Below are 25,302 nucleotides of genomic sequence, written 5' to 3' on the forward strand. Positions count from 1 at the left end.
ACAGACCAACCTATAGGGGGTCAATTTTGGACGCCGATCCCCCGGCTTAGGGGGTCAATATTGCAGGCCGAATGACAGAGAGATGGAGCGTGAGCGAATTTACGGGAGAGGTTCAAGCGAATATGGGCCTGGTCTTGGATCAGGTCTGTGCGGGACTGCCGAATGGCGGTGACCACGAGAGCCGTCGGTATGTCGCTGAGCAACTGATTCAAGCGGTGCGGGCGGGAAAAACGACTCTGGGGCAGCTGACCTCTGCGGGACGTCGCGCTGTCGTCTATCTGAAGAATGCGCCGAAATCAGCCTAGCAGTCCCTTGTTGCCGGCCCGATCTGCCCTGCGTTCGCTCGCAGGCAACCGCTTACCCGACAGACCTCGTGGCGTTAGGGCACGTTGACGGGTGGCATGGGCGCGGTCGGGCGCGGCATGAACGCGCTTTGGCGGTGGCCGCGTGCCGCCAGCATGATCGCGAAAGCCGTGAGAACGATCAGGAGTCCACGCATATCGACAGATTACTCGGAGAGCTGTATCGCAATTATGAAACGGCTCATAGCCGGTGTGCCGAATCAAAGAAAATGAAGCTGTTGTATCATTCGATGAGGCGAACGGACGCGGTTGGACTGCAAAGCGCCAAAGTCATAGCGCTTGTTCTTGCGGCAAGACGGCAAAGCCATGCCTTTTGTGCCGAAAACGTGCGTACGGGCCTCGTTGGAAGCAGAAATCTGCGGCGGATTTCAATCGTAGGATCAATCGCTGGATGCCTTCGTTCTTGGCCTTCTGTTGGGCTTTCGTCCCCGTCACGAGTTCACCGAACGGGCCGCGGATCATGAGCGTCTAGGCCTCCAAGCTTCTCCTGACCACTTGCGATAGAGACTGACCCACGAGCTGTTCGTAAACGCCAGGATCCGTCGCACCCTCGGTATTGATGAGGAAGACCCGTGCGTCAGGTTCAAGACCAATCAGGCCGCGCAAGGTCGAATCGGCAGCAACTTTCAGCAACCCTGCCAGACCAACCCCGCCACTTTCGCCTGCAACGATAGCCGGATCACCGTCCCGGGGATTGGCCAAACGGTTCATAACCGCGACGGCGTCCTCGTCATCGACAATCATAAAAGCGTCGGCTGCGCGCGAAAGGATGCGCCAAGCGACGAGCGAAGGTTCGTAGCACTCGAGCATCGCCATCACTGTCGGCTGCCCATGAGCTACCTTGACACGATGCCCGGTTCGAGCGCTTTCAAACAGGCACGCTGCGCGCGATGGATCGACAACCGTGAAGAACGGGCGATTATCACCTAACAACACCGAAAAATGTCCGGCGACCGCTGCGGCAAGTCCACCGACTCCTGCCTGGACGAAGACGTGGGTCGGAGGTTCGGGCAACTGTCGTAGTGCTTCAGTCAGGAGCGCGGTATATCCCTGCATTACCAGACCAGGAATACGCTCGTAGCCCGGCCAGGACGTGTCAGACACCGTGATCCAGCCGTTCTCTGCGGCAACTCGGGATGCTTCGGCAACGGAGTCATCGTAGTTGCCGCTGACGCGGATCATCTGCGCGCCATGTCGGACGATTGCTGCGCTACGCTGATCGCTGACGCCCGAGTGAATGAATATAGCGCAGTTCGCCCCCACTAGCTGAGCGCCCTGCGCTACGGACCTGCCATGATTGCCGTCCGTGGCGCAGGATACCGTCATCCCCCGTGCTACGGCCTTCACCTCAGGTGCGTGAAGCTCCGAGATGTCGACAGCCCTGCCGAGGCGCGGAGTTGCTGCTTCTAAGACGAGCCGGATCACGGCATAGGAGCCGCCCAAAGCCTTGAAACTGCCAAGGCCGAGCCGGTGACCCTCGTCCTTGACTTGGATCGAGCCCACGCCAATCTCGTTGGCGAGGCCCGGCAATGAAATCAGCGGTGTTTCCTTGTGGCCATTGCGATATCTAAGAAACCGCTCCACCTCGCACGCAGCTTCGCAACTCAGCATGTTGGCATCCGCACCATCCAAAGGCGCCCGGTGGTCAGTGCGATGGTTAAGAAGCAACATGGTTCGAGTTCCCGGGGCGCAGATCTAAGCATCGCGGCGATGCGCTTGTCGAAACACTAGCGGGAATCCCAGCGATGTCACGCCTTCTCGCTAATCCGCAACAAATGGGAGGCCGCTCTCGATGACGACCCTGACGGTGCTCAGGATCGGGCGGGTGATGCCTGATGTTTGAAGATCCGGCGGGAGGGCGTTGCGGACATCGCTCACCCGTTCCGCGCTGCACTCCTCGTTTCGAGCACGAGGAAGGATGACGATTTCTAGGCCGTGGACACGAACTCGGTTTCTCATCACGTATCCAGATCCACCAGCACGAGAGCAAAAGAGGCAGCAGAGGCAAGCGCGTTGGATTGCGGTGGCGGGCCCTGCTCCCGGCCGGTTGATGCGTCCCTTCATGTTCTGCCGGCCCGGACGGCCAAACCGCGGCCGAAGTCGAACCAGCATCGACGCTGGTCGTGATCGCGTTGCACGGTGAAGCAAGGACCTCCGGTGGCAAGGCGTCCTTCGTAGCCGAATGGAGACTCTGCGCGCTATTCGGACGCGGAAGTTCGGCAGCGGTGAACTCGTGCGGCCTGCGAAGAGTAGCGTCGGCCCCAGCCCGCAGATGATGGCGCCTGATGCCTATCGCGCCTTAACGAAGAATGAGGGCCGTTTTGCAAAGCCATCCCTCGTCTTTGGAGCCCAATAGGTCACAATCAGGTCTACGCTCGTGTTGAGTCCGACCGAAATGAGCCAGGACGATGAACTGCATGCTGACACTCCCAGATGGGTCGACGAGTTGCGGGATGAACACGAGAAAGCATGCGGCTGTCTTCGGGTTCAGCGCCTCTACGACGATGCCCTGGCGAAGAGCAGAATACGCATCTGTCGTCTGCAATTCTATCGGATCGACGCTTGCCTCGCGCCACGCCTTGATCCCGAGCCAGATGAGATATAGGCCTCCGGCGATCTTTAGCAAGGTGAACGCTTGTGCGCTTGCGACAACACGGGCAGACAGACCGACGGTGCTGCCGAAAACGTGGACAAGCCCTCCGGTACCCAGGCCAACGCTCGATGCGAGCGCTTCACTTCTGCCGCCAGCAAGCGTCCGGGCCACAATATAGAAGAGACCCGGGCCCGGCGTGACCACCACAAACAATGCCACGGCGAGGAACAAAAAAGAACGTATGCGAGTCGAACATTGCTCAGCCCGTTAATCGTTTCAACTGACGTTCGCGGCGCCAATCTTCGTGCATGATGGCTAGACCCGTTTCACGCCTGAGTGCAATTGCACAAAGCTCAGGACTGCAGCGGCCGTGTGGCTCGCTGCAAAGCCATTTGTAACGCCGCCGGCCGCTGGACGGTTCTGGCTCATTTGCGCTCTTATCGGAAGTGATGGAATGCACAGCCGACGCCTCGCAGGCCTTTGCCGATGAAAGCGGCGGCGCGTGGCTGAGGGACCCAAGGCTTCGCGGTCATGGCTCTCCAACAGTCGGATGACCAGTTTCGGCTGCTCGAAGAAGGAATGCACTTCTTCTCTGAGAGATCTTCCTACTGCCGGGTTGACGGCCTTGACCAAAACCAGAGGACGTCAATCTGGTACAGCAAGAATGCCGCAGACTGGCTCTATGGAATGAACCAGTTCTGGCCTACATCGGTCTCATGAATGCTCGACAGCATAGGCGACCCGAGATGAGCAATGAAAGCGCTCACCTGCACTCTGAAACAGCGATCGGCGCACCGGTTTACAAGACCTGGATGTGCGCGCTCTGCGGGGTTGTTTACAGCGAGCGGGAGGGATGGCCGGACGAGGGCATTCCGCCGGGCACTCGCTGGGAAGACGTCCCCGACGAGTGGATCTGCCCCGATTGCGGTGCAGACAAGAGTGAATTCCAGATGACCGAGGTCTGAACGAAATCCCGTTGATGCTGCGAGCAGCGTGCGCGGCATTCATCAATTGCCAGGGAGCTAGCATGTACGTCCCCCCACATTTCGCCGAGTCGCGCCCCGAGGCGCTTCACGATCTCATCAACAAAAATCCTCTCGGCATCCTCTTTACCAACGGGAAGAGCGGGCTCGACGCAAATCACCTACCTTTCGAGTTGCACGCGAAGGAAGGGCAACAGGGCGTGCTTCATTCACATGTGGCTCGCGCAAATCCCATTTGGCAGGATATCGCTACGGGGAACGAGGTGCTGATCGTATTCCGCGCCGGGGATGCCTACATCGCGCCGAACTGGTATCCCAGCAAGGTCGAGTTCAAGAAGCAGGTCCCGTCCTGGAACTATATGGTGGCTCATGTGTACGGACGCGTGACGATCCGCGACGATGAGCGTTACGTTCGTGGCATGGTCGCGCGGCTGACGCGCATCCATGAGGCGAAGCAGGCCGATCCTTGGAAGATGACTGACAGTCCCAAGGACTACATCGATACGATGCTCAAGATGATCGTCGGAATCGAGATCGAGATCACACGACTCGTTGGCAAGTCGAAGCTTAGTCAGAATAAAGAGGTCCGGGACATTCTCGGTGCAGGGAACGCGCTCAAGGCCCAGGGCAAGGATGTGATCGGCGATGCAATGCTGGCCGCCGCTGTGGCCAAAGCGGAGCAGGCCTGACTCATATCCGACGGAGCGACATGCTCGGAGAAATCGTGGCGCAACGCCCTACTTGTGATCCTCGCGTATGGCGGGGCCAAGCCCATCGGCGGCCCTGCGCAAGCATGGATAATCTCATTCGCCCTACGATCGTCTGCCGCTGGCGAAAGCTCTGGTTGGAGTCAAAAACTGGAGATCAGTGCGCGTTCTTCCCGGCGCGCTGCGGAGCACCCCAACCCAATGTTCAAGTTCGCGGCGAGCGCCGATTGCTGCGAAAGAGACCTGAGCGCGGCCATCCAGATATTATCTGGCAGTTTCCATCCGTGGGCGCTTGGACAGTTTGGCCTTTCTGTTCGCGCGGACCGATGCCTCAAGGACACCTTTCAGGCGGACTGCGGCCCCCTGCAATTCCGCGACGGAAAAGCCGCCGAAGCCGAGCATTAGACCGAACCGAGCAGGCGCATCTTGGTACATGGGCGAGATCGGTCGCACAACCAGCCCGGCCTTCTGTGCTTGCTCGGCTAGCTTGACGTCGTCGAGGCCGGCAGGAAGCCAAAGCACCAGGTGCATACCTTGGTCGCTTGGTTGGAGCGCTGTCCAGGACGGCAGCTCTGTCTTAATGGCGGAGATCAGGGCCGCGCGCCGTTCTGCGTAAGCGCCCCGGATGCGCCGTATGTGAGCTTCGAAATAGCCCTCGCGCATATATTGCGCGAGCACATATTGATCGGCTGTCGGAGAATGGCGGTCAATAAGAGCACGGGCGCCTGCGAACGCCTCCACCAGCGGAAGGGGAACGATAGCGTATCCGATCCGCATGGAGGAAAAGAGCACTTTGCTCATCGTCCCGAGATAGACGACACGTGTAGGATCGAATCCCTGCAGGGACGGAAATGGATGTCCCGCGTAGCGAAGTTCGCTGTCGTAATCGTCCTCGACGATCCAGGCATTGTTTTGACGGGCCCAGGACAGCAGAGCCGTGCGTCTCGCCATGCTCATCGGCATGCCGAGCGGATATTGATGCGATGGCGTAACGAACGCGACCCGAGCCTTCGAGCATCGGACGAGGCCTTCGTGGACGTCGATGCCCTGCGCGTCGACGGGAATCCGAGAGGTCTGGACGTTGAAGTTTCCGAGAACCGCGACAATACCGGGATAGGCGGGGTCTTCCGCCCATACTGCGTCTCCGTCCGCAAGAAGAACGGTTGCAGCCAGAAAAAGACCCTGCTGCGTACCCGCCGTGATCACGACCTGGCCGGCTTCGCATTTCACTCCACGGGCTTTACGAACGTAATCAGTAATCGCGAGCCGCAAATCAGGCAATCCTTTCGGATCGATGTATCCCGACGGGGCAGCCACGCGCAGCGCTCGGACGCGATTACCGAGACGGCGCCACTTGTCATCCGGGGCGACCGCGCCTGCCGGATGAGCGATTGCAAATGGCATCGTCCCTTGGGGCCGAAGAGTTTGCACGACCTCTGCAAGACGGGCGACGTTCTCCCGCAACACAAGGCCGATCCGCGGCGGCTCGATGAATGCCTGCGGTGGGCTCACGAGTTCGCTGTCGCCATTGACGTTCGCCACGATCGTGCCGCCTCTGGCGCGCGCTTCGAGGTAGCCTTCCGCATGTAGCTGACCAAACGCCTCGATGACCGTACCCCTCGCGAGTTGGAGCGATGCAGCGAGGGTGCGGGTGGACGGCAGCCGTTCGCCCGGCTTCAAGATCCCGTTTGATATCGCCTCGCGAAGTGCCTGCGTGAGTTGTTGTCCGACCCGGCCTGCGGTCTTGTCGAGAGAACCCAGCGAGGGAATTGCGATGATGTTTCGGCGCCTTGCCATTGCCGTTCTGGTCTACCTATCCGCTCGTACTTTGAAGTCCAGAATAGACCAACTCTGTGAGTCATTGAAAGAAATCGTCACATACCGCTCTACCGCTCGGCTTTGACATCCCAACCCCCGACCAGTGATGGCCTTGCGGGTCAGCTACCATCTCCCCATGACGTAGGTAGGCCGGCCCGAGGGCCGTGGAAGATCGCCTCGTTGAATCAAGGGGCTGAGCATCTTCGTTGTTGAGAGGCTATCCAGTTTCGAAGCCCATCGAAAGTGTGAAATCCATCGGCCGCGTAGCAACGGACGTCCGGACGGAAGGCCTGCATCAATTCGGCGAGCGCATGTCCCGGATCGAGGTCCAGCACCCCTGCTGACCCCCAGCTCTGCCAGGGCCTCCAGGGTCGCCGACCAGTCGATGAGGCGCGCGACCTGGCAAGCGAGCTTCACTGTTGCATCGCTTGGGTAGAGATGCGCTCGCCGTCGCCTCCTGCGAGCAGAATCCGCTGGCTTGCGATCGGCTCGCGCCTGCTGGCGTCGAGCGCCTCTTGGAACGGTTTGCAGGCGCGCGCGAGCCGTGACGTGTGGGAAGTGATCTCAATGCTGTCTATATGTTGAACGCGGCTGCGGCGCTCAGGCGCTACATCGATGATCGCCTTGTAGAGATGGATCGGCGAGCATCAACGATAGCTCGCTGCCAGACCAATGAAGAATGCATGATTTGAGGTTCTCCGCAGGCGCGGGACGCCCCGGCGGCGAAGGTTGCTGTTCGGCGCCAAGCAGAGGTTTGCCCTGAACCAAGCTCCAGCCAGACCTGCAGTTCATCGCGAGGAGCGGGCGTGTTCGCCGTCGAGTTGCGCGAGCAGCCAGTCTGCAAACGCGCGTACGGCCGATCTTTGTCGGCTGGCGCGCGGATAGATGAGACGGTGACCGACGTAACTGATATCGTTCGCGCGTCCCGCCAATGGGGCAACCAATCGCCCATTGGCCAGTTCACGCTCGGCCAGGAGGGTTGATTCCAACGCCACTCCCAATCCCTCCGCAGCGGTCGCAATTGCAAGAAAGCTCCGATCGAACCTCATGCCGTGGAGGGCGGGGGCTTCTAATCCGTTCGCGGCGAACCATTGATGCCACTGCACCTGCTTCACGTCTGAGCGGATGAGCGTCTGATCGAGCAGATCAGCGGCCTTCCCTATCGATTTTGCGAGCGAGGGAGAGCAGAGCGGGGTAACCGTCTCTTCCGGTAGAGGAACAATCTCGACGCCTTCTGCGCGCGGCGGACCGTAGACGATATCGATATCGAAATCATCGTTGCTGAAGCGCGCATAATCCGTGCTTGCGGCCAATCGAACCTCGAGCTTCGGGTAAGCAGCGAGAAACTGCGCAAGCCGTGGCGCCAGCCATTGCGCAGCAAAGCTTGGGGCGGAGTGGACGCGCACCAGTTGCGGTCCGCGCGCAGCGACTTCCTCAAGGCCGCGGCGGAGCTGATCGAACGCCGCCCCGGTGTGACGCATCAGATTTTCGCCGGCAGGCGTGAGCCGCACAGACCGCGCGCTGCGCTCGAACAGAACGGTCCGAAGCGTGGCCTCCAGCTTGCGGATCGCGTGACTGACGGCGCTCGGCGTCAGGTGAAGCTCATTCGCCGCATCGCGAAACGATCCGGTCCGGGCTGCGGCTTCAAAGGCACGAATTGAGGATATCGGGATCTTCGAGAGCATCCGATAAGTGAACCAGATTCATCGATCCATGACAACTGTGCGTTAGTACAGCCGGCCTCCGCGCGTCATTCCTAAATCCAGCAAGGAAGAACAATTTGCGGGAGGAATTGATGCTGCTCAGCGGTAAGACGGCAATCATTTCGGGCGCGGCCTCGCCGCGCGGGATCGGGCTTGCCACCGCCCGGCGATTCGCCGCCGAGGGCGCTCGGGTGGCCATTCTGGATATCGACGCGGGCGCCGCGGCGGACGCTGCGGCATCGCTTGGAAAGTCCCACATTGGACTGGCGTGCAACGTCGCCGACAAATCGTTCTGCGAACAGGGAGTCGCCCGCGTGATCGAAACCTTCGCACGCATCGATATCCTGATCAACAATGCCGGGATCACCCAGCCGGTCAAGTTCCTGGACATTTCGCCGGCCGATTGGGATCGAATTCAGGACGTCAATCTCAAGGGTATCCTGTTTCTGTCGCAAGCGGTGATCCCGCATATGCGCGCACGAAAGTCCGGATCGATCGCGTGCATGTCGTCCGTCTCGGCTCAGCGCGGTGGTGGCATTTTCGGCGGCCCACACTACTCGGCTGCGAAAGCGGGGGTCCTTGGCCTCGCCAAGGCGATGGCGCGGGAGTTCGGCCCTGACGGGATTCGCGTCAACTGCGTCACGCCCGGCCTGATCGGCACGGATATTACGGCAGGCAAGCTGAACGATGAAATGAGAGCGAAAATTCTGGAAGGCATTCCGCTCAATCGCCTCGGCACGGCAGAAGACGTTGCCGGTATCTACACCTTCCTAGCGTCCGATCTATCTGCCTACGTCACGGGTGCCGTGATCGACGTCAACGGCGGCATGCTTATCCACTGAGCCAGCGAGATAAGGTCCAGATCGATGGAAACGACCACCAATACGCTTATCAACGCGCCCAAGCTGGCGGACCGCGCCTACAATATCCGCCGCAATGCGCTGCGCATGGGCGAAGTCCAGGGGCAGGGTTATATCGCGCAGGCGCTGGACATATCCGATGTTCTCGCCGTGGCCTACTTCCACGCCATGCGTTACCGGCCTGAAGATCCGTCATGGGACCGCCGGGACCGCTTTCTGCTCTCCAACGGACATTATGCCATCGCACTCTACGCAGCTTTGATCGAAGCGGGAATTGTCCCGGAGGAAGAACTCGAAACCTATGGCAGCGACGAGAGCCGCCTGCCGATGTCGGGCATGGCCTCCTACACGCCCGGAATGGAAATGTCGGGCGGATCGCTCGGACTTGGGCTGAGCATTGCCGTCGGCATGAGCCTAGGACTCAAGCGCAAGAGATCCGAGGCACGGGTATACACGTTGTTTTCCGATGGCGAACTCGACGAAGGCTCCGTCTGGGAAGCGATCCAGTCGGCAGGCCACTACAAGCTCGACAATCTGATCGGCATCGTCGACGTCAACAATCAGCAGGCGGATGGTCCTTCCACGCAGGTCATGGCCTTCGAGCCGCTGGTCGACAAGCTTCAGGCCTTCGGCTGGTTCGTGCAGCGGATCGACGGCAACGATCTCGATGCCGTGGCTGCAGCGTTCGACGCCGCCAAATCCCATCCCGAGCCCAAGCCGAGGATGATCGTCGCCGACACTCTGATGGGGAAGGGCGTTCCTTTCCTGGAACAGCGCGAGAAGAGCCATTTCATCCGCGTCGAGCAGCACGAATGGCAGCTCGCGCTTGCCGCGCTCGAAGCCGGGAGGCAGGCATGAAAACCGTCAGATCAGCACCTCAGCCTGGCAAGCCGCGCCTGACCACCTCCGCCATGATCGCGTCGATCGCGTCCGAGGGACAGAAGACGAAGCCTGCGCCCTTTGGACACGCGCTCGTCGAGCTCGCACGCCACCGCCCTGAGGTGGTCGGCATGACGGCCGATCTCGGCAAATACACCGACCTGCACATCTTCGCGAAGGAATTTCCGGACCGTTATTATCAGATGGGCATGGCCGAGCAGCTTCTGTTCGGCGCAGCGTCGGGCCTTGCCGCCGAAGGCTTCATGCCGTTCGCGACCACTTACGCCGTGTTCGCATCGCGACGGGCTTACGACTTCATACACCAGACGATCGCGGAGGAAGATCGCAACGTGAAGATCGTCTGCGCGCTGCCGGGGCTGACCTCGGGCTATGGCCCGAGCCATCAGGCCGCAGAAGATGTCGCCCTGTTTCGCGCGATGCCAAACATGACCGTCATCGATCCCTGCGATGCCCATGAGATCGAGCAAATGGTGCCCGCCATCGCCGCGCACCGCGGGCCGGTCTACATGCGCTTGCTGCGCGGCCAAGTACCGGTCGTGCTCGACGAATATGACTACAAATTCGAACTCGGCAAGGCCAAACTGATCCGTGACGGGAAGGACGCCCTGGTCATCTCATCCGGCATCATGACAATGCGTGCACTCGAGGCCACGCAAACTTTGATGCGCGACAACGTCGATACCGCGGTGCTGCATGTTCCGACGATTAAGCCGCTCGACACTGAGACGATCTTGCGTGAAGCCGGCAAGCCGGGCCGCCTTGTCGTTGTTGCCGAAAACCACACCACAATTGGCGGACTTGGCGAGGCGGTTGCTGCACTTCTGATGCGTTCAGGCGTTCATCGGCGTTTCCGCCAGATCGCATTGCCGGACGAATTCCTTGACGCTGGCGCACTTCCGACACTGCACGACCGCTACGGGATTTCCACCGCAGAGGTCGCAAGGCAGATCAAGCAGTGGCTTTAGTGCACCGGCGCTAAGCGCCAATCAAGGGAAGCCCCTTGAGGAGCTACGCCCGCCGTATATTGCGGCGGCGAGCGATGGCTCTTGCCCAAATGCCGGCGATCGAAAGCCGGTGAAGAGCCCGGAAGGCTGCACGCCAGCGCAGCTTGCAGTCGGCAGCAACGTCAATGCAGGATCAGGAGTAAAACATGATTGTCTCGAAGCCCGGAATCATCAGCCGCCGTTCCCTGTTGAGGGCGGCTACGGCCGTACCTCTCTGCAGGATTCTGACCCGTCCGGCGTCTGCCGCCGAGTTCGTCTAGAAGTTCGCGACCGGACAGGATCCGACCCATCCGGTGAATATCGGCGCAAGAGGCGATCGACCGATCCGCGAAGCGACGAGCGGCCGGCTGGAGATCAGGCTGTTTCCGGCCAATCAGCTCGGCTCCGACACCGAACTCCTGCCCCAGGTACGCAGCGGCGGCGTGAGTTCTTCAACCAATCGTCCTCGATCCTTGCCACCTGGTGCCGAGCGCGGGCATCGTGAACACCGGCTTCGCATTCGCCGATTACGATAGCGTATGGAAGGCGATGCACGGCAAACTGGGCACCTATGGAATTCCGGTCGTTGCCCGTCAGGACGACTGTCAGACCTGCTTCCTTTGCGAGCTTTATTGTCCCGAGGATGCGCTCTGGGTCGCCCCCTTCGCCGACGAGAATAAGCCCGTCGACGTCAGGGCACTCAAGCGAACGGCGCGATGGGCAGCTATCGCCGAGCTGTCGGCTGGACCGACGAGACGCGGGATCGCCGCGGCATCGACCGGAGCTATCCTATCTACTCTTTGGTCAATGAGTTGGGCTGCGGCCGCGCCCTGTCCACTTAAGATGCATGCGCTCGCGCGGGTTCGCGGGCTTCGCGGCGACGCTGGCGCCGTGCGCGTCGGCGCTTCGCTCGCTCTGCCGGGAGCGGCAAGGATGGCACTGGTGGCCCGGCCGTTTCCACTAGCACCTTCTCGACCGGTTCGTGTTCGGTCCGGCGCGCCTCCATGGATTCGAGCACGGCTCGTCCCTTCACAGTAATCCTCCAGCCGCCGTTTTGACGCACAACGAGACCGTCCGAAAAAATGTCGAGCCCGGGCACGCGCGCGGCCAGCCGCTTGGTGCGTTCGGCCCATTCCGGGCCGCTGGTGGCGAGGATTGCCATGTCCCGCTTGAGGTCCGCCATCACGGCGAATCCTTCCGGATAACTCATCAGGACTTTCAAGACTGTGACCTGGAAATTCACCCCGGACCCGCCCGATCAACGCCACATCGTCGGCGCTTCTGTCAGCGCTATCCGGCCGATCTGCCGCAGCTCGTCCGGGGTCGTTTCGCCGGTCTTTGCGGCTTCCAGGATCTTGCAGGCCACGTGGGTGCGAGCGCCGGCCTCGTCGCGTGGTAGCTTTTCGCAGACCTCGTCGAGCACCGCTCGCAATAGAGCGGTAGTCGCTTGTTCAAACATGGGTGCGACCCTCGGAAAAACCTGATCCTACCGCAAGTCTTTCGATTTGGGGATTCACGAATGTTAACCAATGAGCTCTGCCGCGCTGCACACGACCCGCGCCTGCGCCCCTTCCTGAAATCCTGCTCGAAACTGCGCCTCTCAAATCGGCAGGCCGAGTTGCGGCTCAGCCTGCCCCTCACCATGGCGCGAGGACAACGATACTCCCAAGAAGCCGAACGGCTTTGAAGCGGGCATCTCGCTTTCAAGCAGCGATCGAGAAGTGTTCGAGCTCGCTGTGGTTCGAAATCGCGATCGGCATGGACCTGCTGCGCGTGATGATGTCCAAATCGTTGACTTGAGCGTTCAGCGTGACGGTCCGGGCCCGCGCAGTGCTTGTCCTCCCAGTGCCGCCAGACCTTCTCGATCAGCGGGCCCAACTCGGTGGCCATTGCGTCGAAAGCGCTAAAGATCGGTTGAGAACGTGTTCTCCGCACCAACCGACTTCCGGATCCGGTTCGCGCGGACCTCGGGTGATCAATGCCCTCGATATCCAGTAGTATTACGCGCCGGCCTTGCCGAAATTGGCTTGCAGAAGTCGAGCGACTGATTGCGGACCTCGAGGCAGTGTACAGGCCGGTTCGGCGAATCGCGACGAAACGCGGTGGGAACGGCCCGACCAGTTCGACATCGCCCGGCGCGTTTCGGGACATATCGGCTTCAGCACCGGGATCCACGGCTGCGTGGGGCAGATGGTCGCGCGGCTCGAAGGCGAAGCCGTGCTGGCCGCCTTGGCGGCGAGCGTCGCATCAATCGAGATAACGGGCGAGCCGGTATACCGCGACAGCAGTGGATTGCGGGCCCTCAGCTCACTGCCGGTACGCGTTACGACGAAATAGCGCCAGCCCGGGCTCTTTGCAGCGGCTGTCATTGCCCTCCAGGACGGCTGACGGACCTGCTTCCTTTGCGAGCTTATTGTCCCGAAAGGTGTTGTCGTGCAAGCCCCGCTGCTTCCTCGACGTAGTTGCTATAGTTCAGCACGCCTTTCGCATGAAAGTTCGTTGAGCCGAGAAGGGATCTTGTTCTTGAAAATGAGCTTCCCAAGGGCCCGAAGGATCAACGATCGCGTTGATAACGTTTGCATCGAAAATCAACGCGGGCCCTCTATCAGCCTTGCGAAATACCATCGTCGTCGTCGTGGCGAACCCCAGGCCGGTCACCAGATCAACGCCGGCGGCGAGCAGCGCATCGCGCTGCGAGTCCGTGCTCTGGCGGTCGGAGTCCGACGACACGCGCATGTAGCCAACCAACATAGGCGGATACGCATCGGAAATAGGTTTCCGTATTGCAGCGCGTGGCGACAGAGTTTTCCGCATGTTTTTTGCGCCGCCAGGCGTTTAGTTTAGGACGCCACTACAAGATTCGGTAGTTGGCTAAAGCCACTTTGAGGCCCTAGGGTCCGGCCGCCTTCCCCGCCGATTATCATCGACGAACTGAAGTGAACGCAAGCGCACGTGAAGCCCGCAGCGCCTGCCGGTCACCTTCCGCCCTTCCATCGCGTAAAGACTGAAGTGTAACCATGTCCGAACAATCCTTGCCGACGCTGCCGATGTGGCGCGTCGATCATATCGAGCCCTCGCCCAAGATGTTGGCGCTGCGCGCCAACGGTCCGATCCACCGCGTGCGCTTCCCGTCCGGGCACGAAGGCTGGTGGGTGACAGGCTACGACGAGGCCAAGGCGGTGCTGTCCGACGCGGCGTTCCGGCCCGCGGGAATGCCGCCGGCGGCATTCACCCCGGATTCGGTAATTCTCGGTTCGCCGGGGTGGCTGGTCTCGCACGAGGGGGGCGAGCATGCACGGTTACGCACGATCGTGGCGCCGGCCTTCAGCGACCGCAGGGTGAAGCTGCTCGCGCAGCAGGTCGAGGCGATCGCCGCGCAGTTGTTCGAGACACTCGCGGCCCAGCCCCAGCCCGCCGACCTGCGGCGCCACCTCTCCTTTCCGCTTCCGGCCATGGTCATCAGCGCGCTGATGGGCGTGCTCTACGAGGATCACGCGTTTTTCGCCGGGCTGTCCGACGAGGTAATGACGCACCAGCATGAAAGCGGCCCGCGCAGCGCGTCGCGCCTGGCCTGGGAAGAACTGCGCGCCTACATTCGCGGAAAGATGCGGGACAAGCGCCAGGATCCGGGCGACAACCTGCTGACAGATCTGCTCGCGGCGGTCGACCAGGGCAAGGCGACCGAGGAGGAGGCGATCGGCCTGGCCGCGGGCATGCTGGTGGCCGGGCACGAGAGCACCGTCGCGCAGATCGAATTCGGCCTGCTGGCCATGTTCCGCCATCCGCAACAGCGCGAACGCCTGGTCGGCGATCCATCCCTGGTGGACACGGCGGTGGAGGAAATCCTGCGCATGTACCCGGCGGGCGTGGGCTGGGACGGCATCATGCGCTATCCGAGGACCGACGTGACCATCGCCGGCGTGCATATTCCCGCGGAGAGCAAGGTGCTGGTCGGACTGCCGGCGACGTCGTTCGATCCGCGCCATTTCGACGACCCGGAAATCTTCGATATCGGGCGCGACGAAAATCCGCACCTAGCGTTCTCCTACGGTCCGCACTACTGCCTCGGCATGGCGCTGGCCAGGCTGGAACTCAAAGTGGTGTTCGGTTCGGTCTTCCAGCGCTTTCCCGCGCTGCGCCTGGCCGTGGCGCCCGAAGAACTGAAGTTGCGCAAGGAGATCATCACTGGCGGGTTCGAAGAGTTGCCGGTGCTCTGGTGATGCGCGGACGCCCCTGGGAGTCGCGATCTTCTCCGCAATTTGCCGGCGCGCCTGGCGCGCGCCGTTCAGATCAGCCAGCCAACAACTAAGCAAGATGGACGTGCAAGAAACCACAGCAGCATGCCGGGACGCCTTCGCCGAACTGGCTTCGCCAGCGTGCATCGACGACCCGTATCCGTTCCTGCGATGGTTGCGCGAGCACGATCCGGTGCATCGCGCGGCGTCGGGCCTCTTTCTGTTGAGCCGCCACGCCGACATCTACTGGGCGCTCAAGGCCACGGGGGATGCGTTTCGGGGGCCGGCGCCCGGCGAACTCGCGCGCTATTTCCCGCGTGCGGCGACCAGCCTGTCGCTCAATCTGCTGGCGTCCACGCTGGCGATGAAGGACCCACCGACGCATACGCGTCTGCGCCGGCTGATCTCGCGCGATTTCACCATGCGCCAGATCGACGACCTGCGGCCGAGCATCGCGCGCATCGTCGCAGCGCGCCTGGACGGCATGGCGCCCGCGCTGGAGCGCGGGGAGGCGGTGGACCTGCATCGGGAATTCGCGCTGGCCTTGCCCATGCTAATCTTCGCCGAACTGTTCGGCATGCCCCAAGACGACATGTTCGGGCTCGCCGCCGGCATCGGCGCCATTCTGGAAGGCCTAAGCCCGCACGCCAGCGATCCCCAGCTCGCCGCGGCGGACGCGGCCAGCGCCAGCGTGCAGGCCTACTTCGGCGACCTCATAGAGCGCAAGCGCACCGATCCCCGCCACGACATCGTGTCGATACTGGTCGGCGCACACGAGGACGATGCCGACACGCTGTCGGATGCGGAGTTGATCAGCATGCTGTGGGGTATGCTGCTGGGCGGCTTCGCCACCACTGCCGCGACCATCGACCATGCGGTCCTGGCGATGCTGGCGTATCCCGAACAGCGGCACTGGCTGCAGGGAGACGCCGCGCGGGTGAAGGCATTCGTCGAAGAAGTCCTGCGCTGCGACGCGCCCGCCATGTTCAGCTCCATTCCGCGTATCGCCCAGCGCGACATCGCACTAGGCGGCGTGGTGATCCCGAAGAACGCGGACGTGCGCGTGCTGATCGCGGCCGGCAATCGCGACCCGGACGCCTTCGCCGACCCCGACCGCTTCGATCCCGCGCGGTTCTACGGCACCAGTCCTGGCATGTCGACCGACGGGAAGATCATGCTGAGCTTCGGCCACGGCATCCACTTCTGCCTCGGTGCGCAACTGGCCCGGGTGCAGTTGGCCGAGAGCCTGCCGCGGATCCAGGCGCGCTTCCCCACGCTGGCATTGGCCGAGCAGCCCACCCGGGAGCCCTCCGCGTTCCTTAGGACATTCCGCGCGCTGCCGGTGCGGCTGCATGAGCACGGGGGCTGAGATGCGCGTCGTGGTCGACCAGGATCTGTGCGGAACCACCGGGCAGTGCGTGCTGACGCTGCCGGGCACCTTTCGCCAGCGCGAACCGGACGGCGTGGCGGAAGTGTGCGTGGCGACGGTCCCGCAGGTGCTGCACGCCGCCGTGCGGCTCGCGGCCAGCCAGTGCCCGGTCGCCGCCATTCGGGTCATCGAAAGCGACGCTGGCGATGACGAGCGCGCCAGCGCCGACCCCGCGCCTTCTCCGGTGAGGCCGAGCGGCATGCCGCGAAAGACCAACGCAATCCACGAGGACACGATCGGACGGTTTGAAGGCAAGGTGGCCGTGGTGACCGGCGCCGGCGCCGGCATCGGCAAGGCATGCGCCCTAGCCATCGCGCGCGAAGGCGGCAGAGTGGTGGTGGCCGACATTGATGGCTCGGCGGCCATCGCCTGCACCGCGCAGATCGCGGCCGAAGCGGGCCTCGCGCTGGCGCTGGCGATGGACATCGCCGATGCGCAGGCGGTGGCAGCGCTGTTCGAGACGGCGGAGCGGCACTTCGGTGGGGTCGACCTGCTGGTGAACAACGCGAGCGCCATGCATCTGACCCCGCGCGACCGAGCGATCCTCGACCTGGACCTGGCGGTCTGGGATCAGACCATGGCGACCAATCTGCGCGGTAGCCTGCTCTGCTGCCGGCAGGCCATCCCACGGATGATCGCCCGCGGCGGCGGCGCCATCGTCAACATGTCGTCGTGCCAGGGGCTCAGCGGTGACACCGCGCAGACGTCCTACGCCGCGTCGAAGGCGGCGATGAACATGCTATCGGCCTCGCTCGCCACCCAGTACGGTCATGCGCAGATCCGCTGCAACGCGGTTGCGCCGGGTCTCATCATGACCGAGCGTCTCCTCGCCAAGCTGGACGAGCGCATGCAGCGGCATCTGCGCCGGCACCAGCTCCTGCCGCGCGTCGGCCGTCCCGAGGACGTGGCCGCGCTGGTGGCGTTCCTGCTTTCCGAGGATGCTGCGTTCATCACCGGCCAGGTGGTGTGCATTGACGGCGGCATGCTGGCGCATGTGCCGACGTACGCCGACGGTGGCAACAGCCGCGCCGCGCGGCCTGCCGGCAACACCGCCGAAGCGCCTGCGGCGCCGCGCTGCTGATGGACATGCTGCTCAACCCCCTGGCTCGTCGGCACCGGCGGCGGTACGACATCCCGGTCGTGCCCGGCGCTTTCCCCCTGGTCGGGCATCTTCCCGCCATCGTCTGCGACCTGCCGCGCCTGCTGGGGCGCGCGGAACGGATGCTGGGCAGCCACTTCTGGCTGGATTTCGGCCCTGCCGGACACCTGATGACGTGCGTGGATCCGGATGCGTTCGCACTGCTCCGGCACAAGGACGTGTCCTCGGCGCTGATCGAAGAGATCGCGCCCGAATTACTTGGCGGAACGTTGGTCGCCCAGGACGGCGGCGCGCACCGGCAGGCGCGCGATGCGATCAAGGCGGCGTTCCTGCCCAAAGGGCTGACTCAGGCCGGGATCGGCGACCTGTTCGCGCCCGTCATCTGGGCGCGGGTGCAGGCGTGGCGTGACCGCGGCGACGTAACCATCCTGCGCGAAACCGGCGACCTGATGCTCAAGCTCATCTTCAGCCTCATGGGTATCCCCGCGCAGGACTTGCCGGGATGGCATCGCAAGTACCGGCAACTGCTGCAGTTGATCGTCGCGCCCCCGGTCGACCTGCCCGGACTGCCCTTGCGGCGCGGCCGCGCCGCCCGCGACTGGATCGACGCGCAGTTGCGCCAGTTCGTCCGCGACGCGCGCGCGCATGCCGCGCGCACCGGGTTGATCAACGACATGGTGAGCGCCTTCGATCGCAGCGACGATGCGCTCTCCGATGACGTCCTGGTCGCCAATATCCGCTTGCTGCTGCTTGCCGGTCACGACACCACCGCCTCGACGATGGCCTGGATGGTGATCGAGCTGGCGCGGCAGCCTGTGCTGTGGGACGCCCTGGTCGAGGAGGCGCAACGCGTGGGCGCGGTGCCGACCCGGCACGCGGACCTGGCGCAGTGTCCGGTCGCCGAGGCCCTGTTCCGCGAGACGCTGCGCGTGCATCCGACGACCACGCTCCTGCCGCGTCGGGCGCTGCAGGAATTGCAACTCGGCCAACGGCGCATTCCCGCGGGCACCCATCTGTGCATCCCGCTGCTGCATTTCTCGACCTCGGCGCTGCTGCACGAGACGCCTGATCAGTTCCGCCTGGCGCGGTGGCTGCAACGCACGGAGCCGATCCGGCCGGTGGATATGCTGCAGTTCGGTACCGGCCCACACGTCTGCATCGGTTACCACCTGGTATGGCTCGAACTGGTGCAGTTCTGCATCGCCTTGGCGCTGACCATGCACAAGGCCGGGGTGCGGCCGCGGTTGTTGGGCAGCGCCGAAAAAGGCCGGCGCTATTACCCGACCGCACATCCCTCCATGAAAATCCGCATCGGATTCTCATGAGCTGGCATCGCTTGCGCCCGTATGGCGAGGCAGCGACGCCGGCAACACCGCGGCGGCCCGCCGCTCGCCGTGGCCGTCACCTGTCAGGTACAAGGACATGAACAGCATGCAGACCGGTTCCACGCTACACGACGACCGAACTGGCGTTTCCGCGCTCGGCGGATTGGGCCCGCAAGCGCGCGGCGCTTCCGGCAGGCTGCTGCCGGACATCTGGATGCACGACGGCGTAAAGCGGGTCGAACAAGCGCTCGCGCGCCTTCTCTGCGCCGAAGACAAGGGTGAGACCGAGCTGATGGCGGCGATGCGCTACGCCACCTTGCATGGCGGGAAGCGCACCCGCGCCTTGCTCTGTTTGGCCGCCGGCGCACTGGCCGACACGCCGGCGCACATGCTCGACGACGTCGGCGCCGCCATCGAGATGATGCACGCCTGTACCCTGGTCCACGACGACCTGCCCGCGATGGACAATGACGTGCTTCGCCGCGGCCTTCCGACCGTGCACGTCAAGTTCGGCGAAGCCACCGCGATCCTGGTCGGCGACGCGCTGCAGGCGCACGCCTTCCTGACCCTGGCGAGCCTGGATGCGCCGGGCGACAATCCTATCGCGCTCGTGCGCGAACTGGCGCGGGCGGTGTCCGCCGAGGGTGCCGCAGGCGGGCAGGCCATCGATCTGTCGCTGGTCGGAAAGCACGTCGAGCTGGACAGGATCGTCGCGATGCACCGGATGAAGAGCGGAGCGCTAGTGCGCGCGTCCGTTCGCATGGGCGCGCTATGCGCCATCGCGGAGGATGCCGCGCACTCTGCGCTGTACTGTGCGCTCGATCGCTACAGCGCCTGTTTCGGCCTGGCGTTGCAGGTGGTCGATGACATTCTCGATGCGACAGCGGATACCACAGCGCTGGGCAAGACCCCCGGCAAGGACGCGGCGGCGCAGAAGCCGACCTGCGCGTCGATCATGGGGCTGCAGGCTGCGCGCCAGTTCGCGCTCGATCTGTTGCGCGACGCCGGAGAGGCCATCGTCCCGCTGGGGCCGCGTGCGGAACGGTTGGAGCAGATGCTGCAGCGAGCCAACGCGCACCTGTTCAAGCACGCGCCATGCGCATGAGCGCGCCCGTGCGCATGGAGTCGCCCCTGTGCCGCTGCGATCGGCCGGCGGTAGCGGTGCATGCTGCACCGTGTCCGAGTCCGCGGCGCCGATGGCAGCGGTTGCCCTGCACGGCCGCGGCGCGCTGCGGCCAAGCCTATGCGGCGGACCTGCGACGACGTGCGCGGCGTCTGCCCGATCCTGGTTCTCGTCAACCGTCTGAAGAAAGATCCCGCGTGAACGCGCAGTCCGAACAGATCCTTTCCGAATTGCGCCACCTGCTGGGCGAGATGAGCGATGGCGGCAGCGTCGGTCCGTCCGTCTACGACACGGCGCGAGCTCTGCAATTCCACGGCAACGTCACCGGTCGGCAGGACGCCTACGCGTGGCTCATCTCGCAGCAACAGGCCGATGGCGGATGGGGAAGCGCGGACTTCCCGCTGTTCCGCCATGCGCCCACGTGGGCGGCGTTGCTGGCATTGCAGCGTGCCGATCCTCTTCCCGGCGCTGCCGACGCAGTCCAGGCTGCAACCCGGTTCCTCGAACGCCAGCCCGATCCCTACGCGCATGCGGTGCCGGAAGACGCGCCGATCGGCGCGGAGCTGATCCTGCCGCAATTTTGCTGCGAGGCCGCATCCTTGCTGGGCGGCGTGGCGTTCCCGCGCCACCCGGCGCTGTTGCCGTTGCGGCAAGCGTGCCTGGCCAAGCTGGCGGCGGTAGCGACGTTGCCGAGCGGCCATCCGTTGCTGCACTCCTGGGAAGCCTGGGGGACCTCGCCGACTACCGCATGCCCGGACGACGACGGCAGCATCGGCATCAGTCCGGCGGCCACCGCCGCCTGGCGTGCGCACGCCGTGACACAGGGGAGCACGACGCAGGTCGGGCGCGCCGACGCGTATCTGCAGGCAGCATCGCGGGCGACGCGCAGCGGCATCGAAGGCGTCGTTCCCAACGTCTGGCCGATCAATGTGTTCGAGCCATGCTGGTCGCTGTACACCCTGCATTTGGCCGGGCTGTTCGCGCATCCCGCGCTCGCCGAGGCGGTGCGCGTGATCGTCTTGCAGCTCGACGCCCGCCTGGGCGTGCGCGGTCTCGGCCCGGCGTTGCATTTCGCGGCCGATGCGGACGACACCGCCATCGCGTTGTGCGTCCTGCGCCTGGCAGACCGCGAGCCGGCGGTCGATGCCTTGCGCCATTTCGAAACCGGCGAGCTGTTCGTCACCTTTCCCGGCGAGCGCAATGCCTCGGTGTCGACCAACATTCATGCCCTGCATGCATTGCGATTGTTGGGAAAGCCCGCCGCCGGCGCCAGCGCCTATGTCGAGGCCAATCGCAACCCGCACGGTGTATGGGACAACGAAAAATGGCACGTTTCGTGGCTGTATCCCACCGCGCACGCGGTCGCTGCGCTGGCGCAAGGCAACACCGAATGGCGCGACGAGCGCGCGCTGGCGGCGCTACTGCAGGCGCAGCGCGACGACGGCGGCTGGGGCGCTGGTCGCGCGTCCACATTCGAGGAAACCGCCTATGCGCTGTTCGCGTTGCATGTGATGGACGGGAGCGAAGAGCCGACAGGGCGCCGGCGCATCGCGCAGGCGGTGGCGCATGCGCTGGAGTGGATGCTCGCCCGCCATGCGGCGCATGCATTGCCGCAGACGCCGCTGTGGATCGGTAAGGAACTGTATTGCCCCACGCGGGTCGTGCGTGTGGCCGAACTTGCCGGGTTGTGGCTGGCGCTTCATTGGGGGCGGCGCGCCCTGGCCGAGAGAGCAGGAGCGGCGCCATGATCCTGACCGAACGCGCGCTGCAGCAGGTGCTGGAGTGGGGGCATTCCCTGAACGGGTTCGCCGACGAGCATGCCATGGAAGCGGTCAGGGGCGGCCAGTACATCCTGCAGCGCATCCATCCGAGCCTGCTCGACACCAGCGCCCGCACCGGCCGCGATCCGCAAGACGAAACGCTGATCGTGGCGTTCTATCGCGAACTGGCGCTGCTGTTCTGGCTCGACGATTGCAACGACGTTGGCCTGATCGCGCCGGAGCAGCTCGCCGCTGTGGAGCAGGCGCTGGGGCAGGGCGTGCCGTGCGCGCTCCCCGGATTCGACGGCTGCGCTGTGCTGCGCACCTCGCTGGCCGCACTCGCCTACGATCGTCGCGACTATGCTCAGCTTCTCGACCATACCCGGCGCTACTGCGCGGCGCTGCGCGCCGGACACGTGCGGGCGGCGGGGGCGGAACGCTGGTCCTACGCCGAGTACCTGCACAACGGCATCGATTCGATCGCCTACGCGAATGTGTTCTGTTGCCTGTCTTTGCTGTGGGGGCTGGACATGGAGACCTTGCGCGCGCGTCCGGCGTTTCGCCGGGTCCTGCGGCTCATCTCCGCGATAGGGCGTCTGCAGAACGATCTGCATGGACGCGACAAGGACAGCTCGGCCGGCGAGGCCGACAACGCGGCGATCCTGCTGCTGCAGCGCTACCCGGCTATGCCTGTGGTGGAGTTCCTCAAGGACGAGCTGGCCGGCCATACGCGCATGTTGCACCACCTGATGGCGGAAGAATGCTTTCCCGCGCCGTGGGGAGCGTTGATCGAGGCCATGGCGGCCATCCGCGCGCAGTACTACCAGACCTCGACCAGCCGCTACCGCAGCGACGCCGCGGGGGCAGGCCAGCGTGCGCCGGGCTGAACTTGCGGGACGCGGCGGCGTGCGCCCGCTGCCGTCGCTCCGATCCGACGCAACGCCGTCGCCCGACGGAGCGAGCGTGAGCGACACCGCCCTGAGCCGGTGCAAGGACGACTACCTGGACATCGTGCTGGGTCGGCGAACGGCGCCGGCCACGCTCGCCGGCGGTTGGAAGTATATCGGTTTCGAACACTGCGCATTGCCCGACTTTGACCTGGCGCACATCGAGCGCTGCGCCTGGCTGCTGGCAAGATTATGCGCGACGCGGACTCTATAGCGGTCACCGAGAAACCCGGTACCAAACCTTCCAGCGTCATGCCGACGAAGGTCGCGGAGATGAAGACCGCATTCTGGGCTAGGGTCGAAAAGCTCGTCTTCAGCATCAGGCTCAGCACGGTATTGGCAATGTAGATGTCGAAACCGTCGAAAAGCATTCCTATGCCGATCAGCAGTATGATGCGGCGATAGAACGGCCCGACCGGCAGTCGAGCAAGACGAGTGCCTGCGTTCACGGGTGTCGACATTGACGCTCTCCATTGATGCGGCCCGCCTTCTTCGAACGTCTGCCGCTTGTCGTTCTGTTAGTTCAGCCGCTTCTGGTTGGCCGTGTCGCGATACCAGTCGAACGGCTGCTCGTGCGTGGCGATCATCACGCTCTTGGTCTCGAGGTGGTCGTCGAAGGTCTGGGTGCCACATTCGCGGCCGGTGGCGGCGAGGCCGCCCCAGGGCGAGGCGGGGTCGAGCCGGTGATGATCGTTGACCCAGACGACGCCGGCCGACGGAGGCGGCAACTCGATCCGCGCGGGCGACGTCACGGGTGCGATCGCTGCGGCAAGGCTGAAGGGGAAGTCGTTGGCAATCCTTGGGGCAGACAATCCCAAGCACCTACCTCGGTTGGCAGGTTCCAAATTATACTGCGGTGCTTAGACTCGTCGAGCGAATGCAACTCGCAACATTTGGCAAAACAAGATCACCTTGTAACACAAATCGTCCTTCTCGCTTCCTTCGGAAGGCTGCCAGGCTTGTCGACGCCGATAAAATGAGCCCTTCCTTTCGGAAAGGGCAGGAGCCAGATGACGCTCTCATGGCGAAAAGCACAAGTCCTCGGCAGGCCCAAGGGTCAGGGGCTCGCAGCGAGAACCTTCGTCCGAAGCCGCCGTCGAAGGCGGCCTTCTGAGGCGGGATGAGAGCCGGAGGCGGAAACTAAAGGGGATGAATGTTCGGGGCACATCCATTCCGCTTACGTCCAAGGTATCGGTCCTGTGCTCCAACCTTCAACCCTGCGATCGAAAAGCGGTGCATCATGACAAGAGAGCCGGGCGTCACCTCGGCGAACGCAAGTATTCGGGCAAGAATCGTCTGGACGATTGTCCTTGGCTTTGCCGCCGATCCTTTGATGCGTTGGAGTTGGCCGGACCCTGGGCAATATCTTGGCAGCATGACTCAGTTCATCAAGGCCTGTGGCGGACGAGCATTCGAGCATGGCACAGCATACGTCACGGGAGAGACTCGCGCGGCGGCCCTGTGGCTGCCTCCGGGCGTGCAGCAGGATGAGGATGCGCTGGACGCAATCATGGCGCTGTCCCTGCGCCCTGAAATCACCGAACATATGGCACACCTGCGCCAGGGAATGGCCGAACATCATCCCTCCGAGCCACATTGGTATTTGCCCCTGATCGCTGTCCATCCGAACTGGGCCGGACAAGGGCTTGGCACATTGCTGATGAAGTACGCTCTTCAACGCTGTGATGAGCAGGGCCTCGCTGCCTACCTCGAAAGTTCGAATCCTGAAAACATTCCGTTTTACCAACGCCACGGGTTCAAGATTATTGGAGAGATACAGCACGGTTGCTCACCGCCACTTACGCCGATGTTGCGAAAGACGCGGTGAACGGAATTCGGAGACGCTTCGCATGCTGCGGCTCCCGAAGCGTCCTTGGAGACGAACTGAGGCGCATTGCCTCATCCGGATTGTTACTGGACAACTTCTCGCCGGTGATTGGGTGGCTGCCATCGAATTTTGGGTGGCTGCCATCGAATTTGTCCGGTGGCGTCTATGGTGGGAAAGATCAGCATGGGCGCGCGGCGGCAGGTGGTGTCGGCCGAGAGGGATCGTTGCCGGTCGGCCACCCGGGCGGAAAAGAGGCGCATCTCGATGCGGCATGCGCGACGACCGGCTGGCATCGCAAGTATGCGGTGCGTGCAATTCGGGCACGCGCAACACTTGGACCGAGGCCGGTCGAGGCACCGCGAGAGCACAAGCGTGGATGTGGGGCTACGATCAAGGACGCGATGACCGCAGTGTGGGGGCGTCGGATCGGGTGTGCGGCAAGCGGCTCAAGGGCCGGGTTTCGTCAACTCCTGCAGCTACGCCAATCATGAGGCTGGCTCCCTTTGTGTCTCGATCGACGGCAGTGGCCCACCGTGGATCTTTGCCTCAAAACTCCGCAGCCGCTGATAGATCGAGATCAGTTCGACAATCGTGCTCCAGGAGTTGACGAGATACTGAAACGAGGTTCGTACTTGCGTGAACGCGTT

General features: G+C 63.3%; 22 protein-coding genes and 6 pseudogenes. 18 read left to right on the forward strand and 10 right to left on the reverse strand.

What is annotated here, in order from left to right; all coding sequences use genetic code 11:
* Window positions 1-89 precede the first annotated feature (89 nt).
* Window positions 90-305 (forward strand): hypothetical protein, encoded by a 216-nt coding sequence (locus AC0L3K_RS37620; protein ID WP_259219182.1) that lies wholly within the window; start codon window positions 90-92, stop codon window positions 303-305.
* A 525-nt stretch (window positions 306-830) separates the two neighbouring features.
* Here AC0L3K_RS37620 and AC0L3K_RS37625 read toward each other — a convergent pair.
* Window positions 831-2,033 (reverse strand): diaminopropionate ammonia-lyase, encoded by a 1,203-nt coding sequence (locus tag AC0L3K_RS37625; protein WP_204513591.1) that lies wholly within the window; start codon window positions 2,031-2,033, stop codon window positions 831-833.
* A 628-nt stretch (window positions 2,034-2,661) separates the two neighbouring features.
* Window positions 2,662-3,186, reverse strand: a complete 525-nt coding sequence (locus AC0L3K_RS37630; RefSeq protein ID WP_473367966.1) for a LysE family translocator — start codon at window positions 3,184-3,186, stop codon at window positions 2,662-2,664.
* Window positions 3,187-3,701: 515 nt separating this feature from the next.
* Between AC0L3K_RS37630 and AC0L3K_RS37635 the strand changes: the two genes are divergently transcribed.
* Window positions 3,702-3,920 (forward strand): rubredoxin, encoded by a 219-nt coding sequence (locus tag AC0L3K_RS37635; protein WP_085357752.1) that lies wholly within the window; start codon window positions 3,702-3,704, stop codon window positions 3,918-3,920.
* A 62-nt stretch (window positions 3,921-3,982) separates the two neighbouring features.
* Window positions 3,983-4,627 (forward strand): FMN-binding negative transcriptional regulator, encoded by a 645-nt coding sequence (locus AC0L3K_RS37640; protein ID WP_204513592.1) that lies wholly within the window; start codon window positions 3,983-3,985, stop codon window positions 4,625-4,627.
* 282 nt (window positions 4,628-4,909) lie between these two features.
* On the opposite strand, the gene pdxR is transcribed toward AC0L3K_RS37640, so the two are convergent.
* Both pdxR and AC0L3K_RS37650 read right to left on the reverse strand, forming a co-directional pair.
* Window positions 4,910-6,442: a MocR-like pyridoxine biosynthesis transcription factor PdxR gene (pdxR, locus tag AC0L3K_RS37645; protein WP_204513593.1), complete on the reverse strand. Its 1,533-nt coding sequence runs from the start codon at window positions 6,440-6,442 to the stop codon at window positions 4,910-4,912.
* Window positions 6,443-7,251: 809 nt separating this feature from the next.
* Window positions 7,252-8,148: a LysR substrate-binding domain-containing protein gene (locus AC0L3K_RS37650; protein WP_473357386.1), complete on the reverse strand. Its 897-nt coding sequence runs from the start codon at window positions 8,146-8,148 to the stop codon at window positions 7,252-7,254.
* 110 nt (window positions 8,149-8,258) lie between these two features.
* Here AC0L3K_RS37650 and AC0L3K_RS37655 point away from each other — a divergent pair, with 110 nt between their 5' ends.
* The 4 genes and pseudogenes from AC0L3K_RS37655 to AC0L3K_RS37670 form a co-directional block, all read left to right on the forward strand.
* A complete protein-coding gene (locus AC0L3K_RS37655; protein ID WP_473367972.1) occupies window positions 8,259-9,008 on the forward strand; it encodes an SDR family NAD(P)-dependent oxidoreductase in 750 nt (249 codons plus the stop codon).
* 24 nt (window positions 9,009-9,032) lie between these two features.
* On the forward strand, window positions 9,033-9,884 hold the full coding sequence (locus AC0L3K_RS37660; protein WP_473367967.1) for a transketolase: 852 nt from the start codon (window positions 9,033-9,035) through the stop codon (window positions 9,882-9,884).
* Window positions 9,881-10,891 carry a transketolase family protein gene (locus AC0L3K_RS37665; protein WP_473367968.1) on the forward strand — a complete coding sequence of 337 codons (1,011 nt, stop codon included), beginning with the start codon at window positions 9,881-9,883 and terminating at the stop codon, window positions 10,889-10,891. The genes AC0L3K_RS37660 and AC0L3K_RS37665 overlap by 4 nt, the downstream gene beginning before the upstream one ends.
* A gap of 185 nt (window positions 10,892-11,076) precedes the next feature.
* Window positions 11,077-11,482 (forward strand): annotated as a pseudogene (locus tag AC0L3K_RS37670) (TRAP transporter substrate-binding protein); the annotation flags it as partial.
* Between the two features lie 265 nt (window positions 11,483-11,747).
* Here AC0L3K_RS37670 and AC0L3K_RS37675 read toward each other — a convergent pair.
* Together AC0L3K_RS37675 and AC0L3K_RS37680 are read right to left on the reverse strand one after the other, a co-directional pair.
* Entirely contained in the window at window positions 11,748-12,152 is a 405-nt protein-coding gene (locus tag AC0L3K_RS37675) for a hypothetical protein (RefSeq protein ID WP_473367969.1), read from the reverse strand.
* Between the two features lie 15 nt (window positions 12,153-12,167).
* A complete protein-coding gene (locus AC0L3K_RS37680; protein ID WP_473266254.1) occupies window positions 12,168-12,368 on the reverse strand; it encodes a hypothetical protein in 201 nt (66 codons plus the stop codon).
* A 617-nt stretch (window positions 12,369-12,985) separates the two neighbouring features.
* On the opposite strand from AC0L3K_RS37680, the pseudogene AC0L3K_RS37685 reads away from it, so the two are divergent.
* Window positions 12,986-13,246 (forward strand): annotated as a pseudogene (locus AC0L3K_RS37685) (cytochrome P450); the annotation flags it as partial.
* Between the two features lie 135 nt (window positions 13,247-13,381).
* On the opposite strand, the gene AC0L3K_RS37690 reads toward AC0L3K_RS37685, so the two are convergent.
* Entirely contained in the window at window positions 13,382-13,723 is a 342-nt protein-coding gene (locus AC0L3K_RS37690) for a hypothetical protein (protein ID WP_473367970.1), read from the reverse strand.
* A 203-nt stretch (window positions 13,724-13,926) separates the two neighbouring features.
* Between AC0L3K_RS37690 and AC0L3K_RS37695 the strand changes: the two genes are divergently transcribed.
* The 9 genes and pseudogenes from AC0L3K_RS37695 to AC0L3K_RS37735 form a co-directional block, all read left to right on the forward strand.
* Window positions 13,927-15,129, forward strand: coding sequence for a cytochrome P450 (locus AC0L3K_RS37695; RefSeq protein WP_219682273.1), 1,203 nt, complete (start codon window positions 13,927-13,929; stop codon window positions 15,127-15,129).
* A gap of 94 nt (window positions 15,130-15,223) precedes the next feature.
* Window positions 15,224-16,513 carry a cytochrome P450 gene (locus AC0L3K_RS37700; RefSeq protein WP_219682274.1) on the forward strand — a complete coding sequence of 430 codons (1,290 nt, stop codon included), beginning with the start codon at window positions 15,224-15,226 and terminating at the stop codon, window positions 16,511-16,513.
* Window position 16,514: 1 nt separating this feature from the next.
* Window positions 16,515-16,822, forward strand: a pseudogene (locus tag AC0L3K_RS37705) (ferredoxin).
* Complete coding sequence (locus tag AC0L3K_RS37710) at window positions 16,809-17,654, forward strand: SDR family oxidoreductase (RefSeq protein WP_310473303.1); 846 nt, start codon at window positions 16,809-16,811, stop codon at window positions 17,652-17,654. Before AC0L3K_RS37705 ends, AC0L3K_RS37710 begins: the two are co-directional and overlap by 14 nt.
* A complete protein-coding gene (locus tag AC0L3K_RS37715; RefSeq protein WP_219682276.1) occupies window positions 17,654-18,997 on the forward strand; it encodes a cytochrome P450 in 1,344 nt (447 codons plus the stop codon). Before AC0L3K_RS37710 ends, AC0L3K_RS37715 begins: the two co-directional genes overlap by 1 nt.
* 106 nt (window positions 18,998-19,103) lie before the next feature.
* Entirely contained in the window at window positions 19,104-20,102 is a 999-nt protein-coding gene (locus AC0L3K_RS37720) for a polyprenyl synthetase family protein (protein WP_473367973.1), read from the forward strand.
* Window positions 20,103-20,317: 215 nt separating this feature from the next.
* The gene (locus tag AC0L3K_RS37725; protein ID WP_259219190.1) at window positions 20,318-21,868 is read left to right on the forward strand and encodes a hypothetical protein; all 1,551 of its coding nucleotides are present in this window, start codon (window positions 20,318-20,320) and stop codon (window positions 21,866-21,868) included.
* The gene (locus AC0L3K_RS37730) at window positions 21,865-22,767 is read left to right on the forward strand and encodes a terpene synthase family protein (protein WP_204513604.1); all 903 of its coding nucleotides are present in this window, start codon (window positions 21,865-21,867) and stop codon (window positions 22,765-22,767) included. The genes AC0L3K_RS37725 and AC0L3K_RS37730 overlap by 4 nt, the downstream gene beginning before the upstream one ends.
* Window positions 22,768-22,786: 19 nt before the next feature.
* Window positions 22,787-23,017 (forward strand): annotated as a pseudogene (locus AC0L3K_RS37735) (type 2 isopentenyl-diphosphate Delta-isomerase); the annotation flags it as partial.
* A 2-nt stretch (window positions 23,018-23,019) separates the two neighbouring features.
* Here the strand turns inward: AC0L3K_RS37735 and AC0L3K_RS37740 are convergent.
* Together AC0L3K_RS37740 and AC0L3K_RS37745 are read right to left on the reverse strand one after the other, a co-directional pair.
* Window positions 23,020-23,288 (reverse strand): annotated as a pseudogene (locus tag AC0L3K_RS37740) (MFS transporter); the annotation flags it as partial.
* Window positions 23,289-23,345: 57 nt separating this feature from the next.
* Window positions 23,346-23,633: pseudogene (locus AC0L3K_RS37745) on the reverse strand (aldehyde dehydrogenase family protein); the annotation flags it as partial.
* A gap of 434 nt (window positions 23,634-24,067) precedes the next feature.
* On the opposite strand from AC0L3K_RS37745, the gene AC0L3K_RS37750 reads away from it, so the two are divergent.
* Complete coding sequence (locus AC0L3K_RS37750; protein WP_473367971.1) at window positions 24,068-24,655, forward strand: GNAT family N-acetyltransferase; 588 nt, start codon at window positions 24,068-24,070, stop codon at window positions 24,653-24,655.
* Between the two features lie 485 nt (window positions 24,656-25,140).
* On the opposite strand, the gene AC0L3K_RS37755 is transcribed toward AC0L3K_RS37750, so the two are convergent.
* Window positions 25,141-25,302, reverse strand: a 162-nt coding sequence (locus tag AC0L3K_RS37755) for an SbmA/BacA-like family transporter (protein WP_473367974.1), incomplete at its 5' end; no start/stop codon positions are given.

This window comes from Bradyrhizobium sp. MI1.10 (assembly GCF_055811035.1).